This is a genomic window from Peptoanaerobacter stomatis (assembly GCF_000238115.1).
GTDB classification, from domain to species: Bacteria; Bacillota; Clostridia; order Peptostreptococcales; family Filifactoraceae; genus Peptoanaerobacter; species Peptoanaerobacter stomatis.
This window is the reverse complement of the sequence record NZ_JH414546.1, coordinates 323,373-337,423: the sequence shown is the minus strand read 5'-3', so window position 1 is coordinate 337,423 and position 14,051 is coordinate 323,373. Positions and strand designations below refer to the sequence as shown.

12 protein-coding genes are annotated in these 14,051 nt (G+C 33.0%); 9 read left to right on the top strand and 3 right to left on the bottom strand.

Annotated elements, in window-relative coordinates:
* Positions 1–195: 195 nt before the first annotated feature.
* The 4 genes from HMPREF9629_RS01420 (at position 196) to HMPREF9629_RS01405 (ending at position 5,168) form a co-directional block, all read left to right on the top strand.
* Positions 196–774: a TerD family protein gene (locus HMPREF9629_RS01420; RefSeq protein ID WP_009524527.1), complete on the top strand. Its 579-nt coding sequence runs from the start codon at positions 196–198 to the stop codon at positions 772–774.
* Between the two features lie 20 nt (positions 775–794).
* Positions 795–1,472 (top strand): TIGR00266 family protein, encoded by a 678-nt coding sequence (locus HMPREF9629_RS01415; RefSeq protein WP_009524526.1) that lies wholly within the window; start codon positions 795–797, stop codon positions 1,470–1,472.
* Between the two features lie 196 nt (positions 1,473–1,668).
* Positions 1,669–2,265, top strand: a complete 597-nt coding sequence (locus HMPREF9629_RS01410) for a TerD family protein (protein ID WP_009524525.1) — start codon at positions 1,669–1,671, stop codon at positions 2,263–2,265.
* Between the two features lie 248 nt (positions 2,266–2,513).
* Positions 2,514–5,168: a calcium-translocating P-type ATPase, PMCA-type gene (locus HMPREF9629_RS01405; RefSeq protein ID WP_009524524.1), complete on the top strand. Its 2,655-nt coding sequence runs from the start codon at positions 2,514–2,516 to the stop codon at positions 5,166–5,168.
* Between the two features lie 298 nt (positions 5,169–5,466).
* On the opposite strand, the gene HMPREF9629_RS12640 is transcribed toward HMPREF9629_RS01405, so the two are convergent.
* Entirely contained in the window at positions 5,467–5,598 is a 132-nt protein-coding gene (locus tag HMPREF9629_RS12640; RefSeq protein ID WP_242821991.1) for a CRISPR-associated endonuclease Cas2, read from the bottom strand.
* A 335-nt stretch (positions 5,599–5,933) separates the two neighbouring features.
* Entirely contained in the window at positions 5,934–6,818 is an 885-nt protein-coding gene (locus tag HMPREF9629_RS01400) for a DegV family protein (protein ID WP_009524523.1), read from the bottom strand.
* Between the two features lie 570 nt (positions 6,819–7,388).
* Here HMPREF9629_RS01400 and HMPREF9629_RS01395 point away from each other — a divergent pair.
* The 5 genes from HMPREF9629_RS01395 to HMPREF9629_RS01375 all read left to right on the top strand — a co-directional run bounded on the left by HMPREF9629_RS01395 (position 7,389) and on the right by HMPREF9629_RS01375 (position 13,209).
* The gene (locus tag HMPREF9629_RS01395; protein ID WP_009524522.1) at positions 7,389–9,059 is read left to right on the top strand and encodes a peptide ABC transporter substrate-binding protein; all 1,671 of its coding nucleotides are present in this window, start codon (positions 7,389–7,391) and stop codon (positions 9,057–9,059) included.
* 283 nt (positions 9,060–9,342) lie between these two features.
* On the top strand, positions 9,343–10,275 hold the full coding sequence (locus HMPREF9629_RS01390; RefSeq protein WP_009524521.1) for an ABC transporter permease: 933 nt from the start codon (positions 9,343–9,345) through the stop codon (positions 10,273–10,275).
* Positions 10,272–11,243 (top strand): ABC transporter permease, encoded by a 972-nt coding sequence (locus HMPREF9629_RS01385; protein ID WP_009524520.1) that lies wholly within the window; start codon positions 10,272–10,274, stop codon positions 11,241–11,243. The genes HMPREF9629_RS01390 and HMPREF9629_RS01385 overlap by 4 nt, the downstream gene beginning before the upstream one ends.
* Before the next feature lie 9 nt (positions 11,244–11,252).
* A complete protein-coding gene (locus tag HMPREF9629_RS01380; protein ID WP_009524519.1) occupies positions 11,253–12,242 on the top strand; it encodes an ABC transporter ATP-binding protein in 990 nt (329 codons plus the stop codon).
* A 1-nt stretch (position 12,243) separates the two neighbouring features.
* A complete protein-coding gene (locus HMPREF9629_RS01375; RefSeq protein WP_009524518.1) occupies positions 12,244–13,209 on the top strand; it encodes an ABC transporter ATP-binding protein in 966 nt (321 codons plus the stop codon).
* A 226-nt stretch (positions 13,210–13,435) separates the two neighbouring features.
* Here the strand turns inward: HMPREF9629_RS01375 and HMPREF9629_RS01370 are convergent, their stop codons facing one another.
* Complete coding sequence (locus HMPREF9629_RS01370) at positions 13,436–14,041, bottom strand: ECF transporter S component (RefSeq protein WP_009524517.1); 606 nt, start codon at positions 14,039–14,041, stop codon at positions 13,436–13,438.
* Between the last annotated feature and the right edge of the window lie 10 nt (positions 14,042–14,051).

The window sequence follows — 14,051 nt, the reverse complement described above, 5'->3', positions numbered from 1 at the left end:
AAGTTTTTTTTGTTTTTTTTATATGTATCAATTTAAATTATATAAAATATTTGATATAATATGTAATATAAATTTAAGGGAATTTTAAAAAATATATGATATTATAAATAAGTAAAAATGTTCAAAATGAGTTTAAAAATTTAAAATATATTTTTAAACTTTTTATATACATAAATTAGATTGGGGGAATTTAAAATGGCTATAAGTTTATCAAAAGGTCAAAAAGTGGATTTGACAAAAGGCAATCCGGGATTGTCAACTGTTGTTGTAGGTCTCGGTTGGGACACCAACAAATATGATGGAGGAAGCGATTTTGACCTTGATGCGTCTGCATTTTTACAAGACAGTAGTGGAAAAGTAAGAAGAGAGACAGATTTTATATTTTACAACAATTTGGCTGATCCTTCCGGAGCTGTACAACACCTTGGTGATAATAGAACAGGTGAAGGTGAAGGTGATGATGAACAAATAAGAATAGAGCTTACTAAAGTTCCTGCAGATGTAATGAAAATAGCATTTACAGTTACTATCCATGAGGCTGAGCAAAGAGCACAAAATTTCGGTCAGGTATCCAATTCTTTCATAAGAGTATTCAATGAAGAAAACAACGAAGAGCTTATAAGATACGATTTAGGTGAAGATTTTTCTATAGAAACTGCAGTAGTTGTAGGAGAATTATACAGATATCAGGGAGAATGGAAGTTCAGTGCGATAGGTAGCGGTTTTCAAGGCGGGCTTGCAGCACTTTGCAAAAATTTCGGTTTAGAAGTATAGAATAGAAAAGGAGTATAGCTATGAAATATGAAATATTATATAAGGGTGCATTTCCTTTAATAAGAGCCATTCTTAATCAAGGTGAGATGATAAAAGCTGAATCAGATGCTATGGTTTCTATGTCTTCAACTGTTGATGTAGAAGGAAGTATGGAAGGCGGAGTATTAAAAGGTTTTACAAGAATGTTGGCGGGAGAAAAATTTTTCTTCCAAAGACTGACTGCTAAAAGAGGAGACGGAGAAGTTTTGTTGGCGCCGTCTTTACTTGGAGACGTAATAGATGTTGAGCTTGACGGAACTTATTCATTAAGAGTTCAAAAAGACGGATTTTTGGCAGGAACACAAGGCATAGAAGTTGACACTAAGATGCAAAATCTTTCAAAGGGCTTGTTCTCCGGAGAAGGCTTTTTCATTCTTAATGTTTCAGGAAAAGGTACAGTGTTCTTGAGTTCTTACGGTTCAATACATAGCATAAACCTTGAAGCGGGACAAGAAATAGTAATAGACAACAACCACCTTGTTGCATGGCCTGATCATATGGAATATAAAATAGAAAAAGCTGCTTCAGGCTGGATATCAAGTTTTACTTCAGGAGAGATGCTTGTTTGTAGGTTTAGAGGTCCTGGAAATATACTTATTCAAACTCGAAATCCTAAAGGTTTTGCAGGCTGGATAAGACAATTCATTCCTGCAAAATAATCTGATTAAATTACTATACAAATAGTTGACTTGCTCTTTAAATTTGACTGTTTGTATAGTATTATATTTTTTTATATTTTATATACAATGTTATAAATAATTTTTGAACAGAAAATTGATAAAATATACTCATATTTTATTAAATAACATTCAAATTATAATTATTGTCAATAAATTTTTTAAGGAGTATGTCAATATGTCTATAAATTTGCAAAAAGGACAAAAAGTAGATTTAACCAAAGATAATCCCAATTTTTCAAATATAGTTGTAGGGTTGGGATGGGATCCTGTAAGAGAGAACAAAGGCTTATTCGGAGGTTTGTTTGGTGGTTCTGCACCACAAATAGACTGCGATGCGTCTGTAATAATGCTTGAAGATGGGGACAGATTCATAAGAAAAGAAGATCTTATATATTTCGGCAACTTGAAGGGTGAAGGTATAAATCATACAGGAGACAATCTTACAGGTGACGGAGACGGCGATGATGAGCAGATAATAGTAAAATTGAATGAAGTACCTCAAAGAATAAAAAAACTTGTGTTCGTTGTCAATATTTACGACTGTATAAAGAGAAAACAACATTTCGGTATGATACAAAATGCTTTTATCAGAATAGTAGATAAGTCAAACGGAAAAGAGTTTTTGAAATATAATTTATCCGACAATTACAACGAAAAGACAGCATTAATTGCCGGAGAAATATACAGATACAACGGAGAGTGGAAATTTGCAGCAATAGGCGAAGGAACAAGAGATGCCTCTCTATCAGATTTGGTTAGAAAATATATTTAATACCGATATTTTTGAAAAACGGATATTTGTATAATTAAATAAATTCACAGTTTATATAAAAACGGCTATTACAAGGCATATATTTGCTTAAAAATAGCTGTTTTATTTTGTTTTATGTCTATTTGATAAGATAATAGTATTATGATAAAAATTTATATCAAAAAATAAAAATTATTGCGTTTTATGTAAGTAATAGGGGTATAATTTAAAAATATTTATACCAATATTTAAAAATGTGAGGAAAAATTATGAAATATGATTTTAAAGGTTTAAATGACGAGCAGATAGAAAAATCAAGGAAAGAAAATGGTTCTAATGCTCTGACACCTGTGGAAACAGAATCCTTTATGGACAAGTTGAAGGAAAATTTGAAAGATCCTATAATAAGAATACTTATATTTGCACTTGTGCTTAATGTAGTATTTTATTTTATGGGTAAAGGACACTGGTATGAGGCACTTGGAATAGCGGTTGCTGTTGCACTTGCGACGTTCATATCTACATGGTCCGAATATTCAAATGAAGAATCATTCCAAAAATTGCAAGAAGAAGCCTCTAAGATAAACAGCAAAGTTTTTAGAAATGACGAAATAACATCTATATTGATAGACGATATAGTAAAAGGAGAATATGTTTTATTACAACCCGGAGATAAAGTGCCGGCGGACGGTTATCTTATAAGCGGAGATATAAAAGCGGATCAGGCATCGCTTACAGGAGAAAGTATTGAAGTTGAAAAATTGCCGACAGACGAGCAAACTGCATTGAGCAATTCAACAGACTTGTCCTCTCCATACAATATATATAGAGGTACAACCGTACTTTCAGGAGAAGGAGTTGCAGTTATAACATCTGTTGGAGATAACACTGTATACGGTTCGCTTGCACAAGAGATGAAAGCGGATGACAGACCGTCTCCTTTAAAGTTGAAATTGTCAAATCTTGCCGATTTTATAAGTAAAGCTGGATATTTATTTGCAGGCTTAATATTTGCGTCATATATGATAAATAAAATATTTATCCATAACAATTTTGATATGGCACTTATAAGTGCATATTTTACAGATCTCGGCACTTTGGCTAATGATATCGTAACAGCTATAATATTGGCAGTAATAATAATAGTCGTTGCAGTACCTGAAGGCTTGCCGATGATGATAGCTATGGTGCTTTCATTAAATATGAAAAAAATGCTTAAAGACAACATATTGGTGAGAAAACTTATAGGTATAGAAACAGCCGGAAGTTTGAATTTGCTATTTTCAGACAAGACAGGTACAATAACAAAGGGTATTTTGGAGGCAGTTTTATTTATAGACGGAGATAAAAATGAATATAAATCATTTGAAGAATTACCGAAAAAATTGTCAGAGTATTTAGACTTATCACTCAAAAAAAATACCAATGCAATAATCAAGAAAAGTGGCAATAATATAGAAGTATTGGGAGGAAATTCAACAGAAAAAGCATTATTAAGATTTGTTGCAAAATCCGACAAAAAATTTGAAAATTTTGAAACTGTAGATACTATGCCGTTCAGCAGTGACAAAAAATTCTCTGCCACACAAATAAAAGGAGATATGGACATCACACTAATAAAAGGTGCAGGAGAAAGAATAGTAGATTATTGCAATACCTGTTATGACGAAAACGGCAACATAGTAGAGTTTACTAAAAAAGAGCAGTTAATAGAGATGATGAACGAGTTATCTGCAAAATCCATAAGACTTTTGGGAGTTGCCACTACAAATTCAGCCATAGATGATATGAATTTTGACTCAAAAGATATGACGCTTGTAGGAGTATTCGGAATAAGGGACGATTTAAGACAAGAGTCCGTATATGCTATAAAAGAGGCTATGGACGCAGGAATACAAGTAGTAATGATAACAGGCGACAGAAAAGAAACTGCACAGGCGATAGCAAAAGATGCAGGACTTATCAAAAACGACAGCGACATAGCCATAACATCAGATGATTTGAATGTTATGTCAGATGATGAAATCAAGAAAATACTTCCTAATATAAGAGTAATTGCAAGAGCGTTACCTACTGATAAGTCAAGGCTTGTAAAAATAGCACAGGAGATGGATTTGGTCGTAGGTATGACAGGTGACGGAGTAAATGACAGTCCGGCGCTTAAAAAAGCAGACGTAGGTTTTGCGATGGGTAGCGGTACTGAAGTTGCAAAAGAAGCTGGAGATATAGTGATATTGGATGACAACTTCCTTTCAATCACAAAGGCAATTCTATATGGTAGAACAATATTCCACAGCATAAGAAAATTTATAGTATTCCAGCTTACAATCAACGTTGCGGCACTTCTTATAGCATTTATAGGACCGTTTATAGGAGTAGAATTACCACTTGCCATGACACAGATGTTGTGGGTAAATCTTGTTATGGATACATTGGCAGCACTGGCGTTCGGTGGAGAGCCGGCATTAGAAAGATATATGAAAGAAAAGCCGAAATCAAGACGAGAAAATATAATAAGCTCCAATATGAAAAGTGAAATAGCTGTGGGAGGATTATATGTAGCGGCAATGTCAATATTTTTCCTAAAATCTCCTGCTATAAGAGCGCTGTTCAGAGACGGAACCGGAGAAAATATAGACATATATTTCTTGACAGGATTTTTCACAATGTTTATATTTGTCAATGTGTTTAACGCATTTAATGCAAGAACATCAAAGATGAACTTGTTTGACAACATACACTTAAATCAAAGTTTTATCAAAATAATGGCATTTATAGCCATAGTACAGGTTATACTCACATATTTCGGAGGAAGTGTATTAAGAACGGCAGGACTTAACTCGCAAGAATGGATAGTAGTAATAGCTATGGCATTTACAATAATACCTATAGACTTGATAAGAAAAATGATATTCAAAAATTAAATATTAGTACAAGAAAAAACCGTTAACTTAATCGTTAGCGGTTTTTTTGTTGTTTTTGTCCCCTAACGAGGAGATGTGTTTGTATACCCTATACATTTTTATTGCAGTTATTGTAATATTTTCAAAGTATATTTTCGGGAGAGTTTTTAATTTTTGTATTTTTGAAGAAAAATTTTATAAAAATATGTCTAAAAGAATTGTATTTACTATATCGGCTTGTTTTTAGATGAAATAGTACGGTTCGTTTTCATTTTCTAATTTTTTACCGTAAATTGTGATTTTTACATTTTGATTGAGTCTATATATTCTTATAAGGTCTTCTTCTTTTACAAATTTGTCTATTTTTTTTTAGCAAAAGTTCACATTTTTCCTTTGTCAATATACATTCAAAGGCTGATTTTTGTATTCTATATCCGAATGCACAGAGCATTTTTGAAAGTTGTGTTCTTCTTTTATTGTAAAACTAAAATATTATAATATTTTATAATAAATATTTCCATAGAGTTTAATTAATTTCACCTAATTTTTAAATAAAATAAAAAATATGAGTGAGAATGTAGTTATATAAAATTCTGCAAAAAAAACTATAAAAGAAATTTAATAAATTAAACGCTTTTATAGTTTTGGAAATATCTTTGCAACTCTAATACTTGATACTGTTTTCAAGATTACAGCATAGAATTGATTATAATAAATTATTTCAATAAGTTTATCAAGATTGGATTACAAATAGTTTATAAATATAGTATATTTAATTACAGTTTCTTAAAAATACATATCAGGTATAGGATTTGTCAAAAAAAACATACACATTGAACCGGGACCTATATGCGCACCTATTATAGGACCTATTGTGCCGAGGATGAAATTGTCGTTTGTAAGCCCAAAATCTTCTTTGATTGTATCTCTAAGTGTGAGTAACATTTCTTCGTCATCCGATTTTTCTATCCATATTTGAGAATTTTTCAAGTCTATTGTTTCAACTCTATCTTTTATTATTTCTACATATTTTTTATACATTTTCTTAACGCCTCTTACCCTATCGGACAGATGCAAACTGCCGTCATCTGCATTGAGAAAAGGCTTGATGTTGAGTGTGTTTGCAATCATTGCTACCACATTTGGAAGTCTGCCTCCTCGTGCCACATATTTTAAGTCGTCAAGTGATGCTGTAGACACCATATTGTTTTGTATAAAGTGGAGCAACTCCAAAAGTGTGTCTATATTATGTCCGGAATTTGCGGATTTTGCGAGCATATATGCGGCAAAACCGTGTCCTAATGAGCAACATTTGGAATCTACGGAGTATATAGGTGCATTTGGATATAATTCTTTTACAATATTTATTGCCATCTGAGAAGTTTTTGATGATGAGGATATTCCGGATGACATTACTACACTTAGCATGGGTATGTTATTTTCGGCATAGTAAGTGTATTTTTCAATATAGTCTGCAAGGGGAATTTGAGAAGTCTTATAGATTACACCTTCTTTCATATTTTTGTATATAACTTCCGGTGTTATGTTTATTCCATCTTTATAATCTGTTGTGCCGTCTGTTATAGGAACCGGCATTATATCTATGTTCATTTCTTCTACAAGACTTTTTGGAAGGTCGCAAGCACTGTCGGCTACTATCCTTATATTCATAAATTAAATCTCCTTAAATAAAAAATTTTATCCATATTTAACGCTGATTTACAATAGAATAATAGATAATTTATAGTAAAAAGTCTATAAACTGTGTTATATTCATTAAATTCACAACGCTGTTTTTCTATTATTTTATTGAGTTTTAGTATACGCTTTAGGTATGAAACGGAAGCTCTAAATATTTTTACTTACTGAAATCAATTATTTTTGAAAAATTTTAAGAAAAAATATGATAATTAGATTATACATTATAAATAAAAATATAACAAATAGAAAATAAAAAATATTATTATTTAAATACACTTATGTTTGTGAAATAAAGACAATTATGGAGATTATATTGAGAATTCTATGTAAAGAGTTTTTAAAAAATCACTTTTATTTATTGCTTTTTTTATAATATTAATATATAATGGGATACTATACAAAATACTTTTACATAAGATATGCATATTAAAAATCGTATATACACGATTTTGCGTATCGAGTTTGCATTTTGCATTGTGCATAATATGAAATTCAGTTTGCAAAGTATTAAGTATTTAATAAAATTTGGAGGTGTTTATTTTGAAAGGCAAAGGATTGAAATTTCTCAGTATGTCATTGATAGTGACTATGTTACTGACAGCATGTGGCGGTTCAGGAGAGAAGAAAGACGATACAAAGACAGGCGATAATGCTCCTGCTGCGACAGATGTGGCAACACCGCAGGTAAACAGGATTGTAACAAGTAATATGTCTGAACCGGGTTCGCTTGATCCGGCAAAAGCAAAGGGAACACATGAATCATTCCCTCTACAACACTTATTCGCAGGTCTTACAAAAGTAACAGCGGAAGGTAAAGTTGAAAACGCACTTGCAGATAAAATAGATTTGTCAGAAGATGGTTTGGTGTATACAATTACACTTAAAGACGGTTTAAAATGGTCAGATGGCAATCCGCTTACAGCAAGTGACTTTGAATATGCTTGGAAGAGGGTTCTTGACCCGGCGATAGCATCAGACTATGCATATCAATTGTATTATGTAAAAGGCGGACAGGAGTATAACGAAGGCAAAGGTAAGATAGAAGATGTAGGAGTAAAAGCTTTAGACGATAAAACTTTAGAAGTGACTTTAAAACAACCGACAGCGTATTTTGACAGTTTAATGGCGTTTTACACATTATATCCTGTTGAAAAAGCTGTTGTTGAAGCTAATCCTGATTGGGCAAAAGATCCAAGCACATATGTATCTAACGGACCTTTCATATTGAAAGAATGGACACATAATGCTAAGATAGTTTTGGATAAAAATCCTAACTTCTATGACGCTGAAAATGTTAAAATAGACGGTATAGATCTTGATATACTTGAAGATCAAAGTACAGTATATCAAAAATATGTGGCAGGTGAATACAATATGACAGTTGAACTTCCATTGGAAGTTACAGCTCAAATGAAACAGGAAAACAATCCTGAATTGGTAGTAGGTGCAGACGTAGGTTTATACTACTACAATCTTAATCCGGCTATAAAACCTTTAAACAATGTTAAAGTTAGAAAAGCTTTATCTCTTGCATTGGATAGAAATGTAATAACTGAAAACATAACAAAAGGCGGACAGGTGCCTGCAACTGCAATAGTACCTTTGGGGCTATATGATGAAGAAGGTAAAGAATTCAGTGAAGCTAATAAAGATATGGTAAAGACAGATGTTGAAGAAGCTAAGAAACTTTTGGCTGAAGGTCTTGCTGAAGAAAATATGAAACCTGAAGATGTTAATTTGACAATACTTTACAATACAAGCGAAAACCACAAAAAAATAGCAGAAGCTATTCAACAAATGTGGAATAAAGAACTTGGTATTAACTTAAATCTTGAAAATACTGAATTCAAAGTAAAAATAGATAGAGAAACAAACAAAGAATATGATATATCAAGATCAGGTTGGATAGGAGACTATCTTGATCCTATGACATTTATGGACTTATGGCTTACAGGTGCACCTAACAACTATGTTAGCTACAGCAACCCTGAATATGATAAACTTATAAAAGAAGCTCAAGCAAGTACGGATCAAAAATTGAGAATGGATAACATGAGAGCGGCTGAAAGAATGATACTTGAAGATGCTGCAATAGTTCCAATTTATTTCTATACTCATCCGTATGCTGTAAAACCTAATGTTACAGGTATATACAAGACAGCTATAAACTATCCTAACTTAACTTATGCTGAAATTACTTTAAACAAGTAGGATTTTATAATATAAAACAGACTTTCTTTGTGTAAAAGTAGGAGTATTTCTCCTACTTTTACTTTAATACAACAAAAAATTTTTAATTGGATTATTGATAAAAAAATAGTTAAAATGATTAAAAGTATTATGAAAATATGAAAAGCAGTGATAGTGTAAGAAATTAATACATATATAAATTTTCATTACGAATTTATAGGAAAGGGTATTAAGTTTACTTGTATTTTTATAATTTGATAGTATTTTTAACATTTTTGTTTAAACTTTTAGGTGGTTATTTAAAATGGGGAAATATATATTAAAGCGTGTTGCTATGGCTATTGTGACGATATGGGCCATAATAACGATAACATTTTTTCTCATGCACGCAGTACCGGGAGATCCTTTTTCAAAGGAAGGCGGTAAAATGCCTAAGGTAGTGTATGAGAATCTTGTAAAACAATATGGTTTGGATAAACCTTTATCTGAGCAGTATGTAATATATCTTAAAAATGTGGCTAAATTCGATTTTGGGCGTTCTATGAAATCCGATGTTGAAACGGTAAATCAGATGATAAAAAGAGGATTTCCTGTATCTGCAAGATTGGGACTTCAAGCGCTATGTATTTCGCTGATATTAGGTCCACTTCTTGGGACATTTGCAGCTATAAATCAAAATAAAGCGGCGGATTATGTAGCAACTGTGATTGCTATAATTGGGGTATCTGTACCGAGTTTCGTGTTGGGGGCATTGTTTATTCAAATAACAGCTACTTATTTTAAGGGTTTTCCGATAGGCGGTTGGGGTTCTTTTAAACATACAATATTACCTTCTCTTGCGCTGTCTTTGATGACGCTTGCATATATGGCGAGACTTATGCGTTCTACAATGCTTGAGGTATTGAATCAGGATTATATAAAAACAGCACGTTCAAAGGGTATAGCTAATAAAGTGGTAATCTTCAAACATGCTGTCAGAAATGCTATCTTGCCTATAATATCTTCACTTGGAACAAGTGCTACCAACTTGCTTGTAGGTAGCTTTGTAATAGAAAAGATATTCGGTATTCCGGGACTTGGTATGTTTTTCGTAACATCTATAAATAACAGAGATTATCCTTTGATAATGGGAACTACAATATTTTATTCTTCTATATTGGTGTTTATGATACTTATAGTGGATGTTTTATATATGATTATAGATCCGAGAATAAAACTTGCGGATGGGGGTGAATGATTTTGGTAGAAGTATCTAAAAATATGAATGACAGTGAACAAAATTTTACAAGAGAAATGTTTCAAAAAATTGACAGAACTCAGATGAATGCCGAAAGAATTTCACGTCCTACCATAAAATATTGGGCGGATGTGTTCAGAAGATTAAGAATGAATAAGCTTGCCATGTTCGGACTGTTTATGATAATAGTACTTGCCATAATGGCTATAGTAGGACGATATATATCAGGTTATACTTATTTTGATCAGGATTATGCCAATATGAATATAAAGCCCAATTCTTCATTTTGGTTCGGTACTGATTCACTGGGTAGAGATATATTCACAAGAATATGGTACGGTACGGGCTATTCTCTGCTTATCGGTGCTATGACAGCTTTCATATCATTTACAATAGGTATATTATATGGAGGTTTTGCAGGTATAACAGGCGGCAAAGCGGATATGCTTATGATGAGAATTGCCGAAATAATATATTCTATACCATATCTTCTAATAGTAATACTATTGTCTGTCGTATTTTCATCTTCTGGAGGAAGCAGTTTTTTTGTAATAATATTTGCGCTCAGCTTTACAAGTTGGACACCTCTTGCGATACTTGTAAGAGGACAAGTGTTGCAATTAAAACAAAGTGAATATGCTCTTGCATCCACATCAATAGGTGCATCAAAATGGTATATACTCAGAAAGCATATAATACCAAATTCAATGGGACCTATACTTGTAGATGTTACATTGACAGTGCCGAGAGCTATATTTTCGGAGGCTACACTCGGATTTTTGGGTCTTGGTTTGCAAGCACCTAAGGCATCTCTTGGAACACTTGTAAATGATGGTCTTACAGGTATGGCAATAGGCAATTATTATCAGATTATAATTCCGGCAATATTTATATCATTAATAATGTTTTCGTTTAACGTATTAGGTGACGGTCTTAGAGATTCGCTTGACCCGCGCCTTAGAAAGTAGGAGGATTTTATGTCAAATTTATTAGAAGTAAAAAATTTACAGGTGTCCTTCCAGACTTTTTTTGGAGAAGTTGAAGCGGTCAGAGGGATAAGTTTTAATGTTGAAAAGGGCAAGACTTTAGCTATAGTAGGAGAGTCAGGTTGTGGGAAATCCGTAACGGCAGGCTCTATAATGAAGTTATTGCCACAACCGCCTGTACTTTATAAAGGTGGAGAGATATTATTTGAAGGTGAAAATTTAATACCTAAATCTGAAAAAGAGATGAATGAGTATCGTGGAAACAAAATAGCCATGATATTCCAAGATCCGATGACTTCGCTTAATCCTACGATGAAAATAGGTAAGCAGATAGTTGAAGGGCTAAGACGTCATAAGAAGATGAGCAGTGAAGAGGCGCATAAAAAGGCTGTTGAAATGCTTGAACTTGTTGCTGTTCCTCAAGCAGATAAAAGAGTAAATCAATATCCGCACGAATTTTCAGGCGGTATGAGACAAAGAGTTATGATTGCTCTTGCTATGTCCTGCAATCCGTCACTTCTTATAGCTGATGAGCCTACCACAGCGCTTGATGTTACCGTTCAGGCACAGATACTTGACCTTATGAAAGATATTCAAGATAAGATGGGTATGTCCATCATACTTATAACGCATGACCTCGGTATAGTTGCAGACAAAGCGGATGATGTTGTTGTTATGTATGCAGGTCAGATAGTAGAGCAAGGTAAGACAAATGATATATTTTATAATCCTAAGCATCCGTATACAAAAAATCTGTTGGCATCAGTGCCGAGACCGGATATGAAAAAAGATGAACCTCTTTATTCAATACAAGGTACACCGCCGGATTTGTATAAGCCTCCTATGGGATGCGGATTTTTTGATAGATGTAGCGAAGCAATGATTGTGTGTGAAAATAATATGCCGTTTTTTTCAAATCACGGCAATGAGCATTTCAGCAGATGTTTTCTAAATCACAAACTTGCAAATAAAGAGGTGTGATATGGAAAAACTTATAAGCGTTAAAAATTTAAAAAAATATTTTAAAGTATCGGCAGGTACTCTAAAAGCTGTTGATGACGTGAGTTTTGATATATATGACGGAGAAACATTCGGGCTTGTGGGAGAATCAGGTTGTGGTAAATCCACTTGTGGAAGAACATTGCTTAGATTGTATGAGCCTACAGGAGGAGAGGTATCATTCAATGGAGAAAATATCTGTAAATTGTCAAGAGATAAGATGACTGTTACAAGAAAAAGTATGCAGATGATATTTCAAGATCCGTATGCGTCATTAGATCCGAGAATGCCGGTAGAAGATATAGTCGCTGAACCTCTTGATGTGCACGGAATTTGTAAAAATGCCACTGAAAGACATGAAAAAGTAGTAGAGCTGTTAAAACTTGTCGGACTTGGAGAAGAACACGCATCAAGATTTCCTCACGAGTTTTCAGGCGGACAGAGACAAAGAGTAGGTATAGCAAGAGCACTCGCATTAAATCCCAAGTTTATAGTTTGTGATGAGCCAATATCCGCATTGGACGTATCTATACAGGCTCAAGTTGTCAATTTATTGAAAGAACTTCAAAATAAACTTGGACTTACTTATCTTTTCATTGCGCACGACTTGTCAATGGTAAGATATATATCTGATAGAGTAGGTGTTATGTATCTTGGAAAAATGGTAGAAATAGCTGAATCGAATGAGCTTTATGATAACCCTATTCATCCATATACAAGTGCGTTATTATCAGCAATACCTATACCTGATCCTGATATACAAAAAGCAAGACAAAGAATAGTGTTGGAAGGCGATGTGCCAAGCCCTATTAATCCTAAGCCTTGTTGCAGGTTAAAAGACAGATGTGCATATGCGATAGATATATGTTCAAAACAAGAGCCTGTTATGCAGGAAATAAAAGAAAAACATTTTGTAGCTTGCCACAGAGCAAAAGAATTTTTAAAATAAATTTTAAAGACATCTGATATTATAAAAAATATTAGGTGTCTTTTTTTTTACACTTTTCATATAAAAAAATTAAACCGCTCGATACGAGCGGTTTTTAGTGGTGATAATAGTCTGTAATATCATATATAAAACTTTTATAAAACTTTTTGTATATGACGGTTATTCTTAAAACAATATGACCTTTTAACAGATTTTTAGTATAAATAAAAATAGGTTTAAATAAAAATTATCTCTTCAGTAAAATTGATATTTTCTTATATATAAGCATTGTAAGAGCGGATATGCTTAAACCTTTGAATATATTAAACGGCACTATTCCGTATAGTACAAGAGTAAATGTGTCTTTTATTGCAGGGTTTACTACAGAGCCCATTTGAACTATTTTATCCATAGGTATAAATTTAGAGTATAAAGGCAACATTACAAAATAGTTTGAAAATACGCCGAGTATTGTCATAACTAAAGTACCACATATACATGCTATTATAGCGGATTTAATACCTTTGTGGTGTTTGTAAATAAGTGCGGCGGTAGCTACAAATGAACTGCCTATTACGAAGTTTGACAACTCTCCTACACCGCCTGTTGTAGTTCCCATTATTGCAACATTCATGATATTTTTTATAAACTGAACCATTATACCGGCTATAGGACCTAATGCAAATCCCGCAATAAGTGATGGAATATCGCTTATATCAAACTTAAGAAATGCCGGAAAAATCGGTATTGTAAATTCAAGTGCCATAAATACAAACGATATTGCACCAAGCAATGAAACTTTGACCATTGTTGCAGTTTTGAGATTTTTTCTTGATAAAGACTGGTTTTCCATAATAATAATC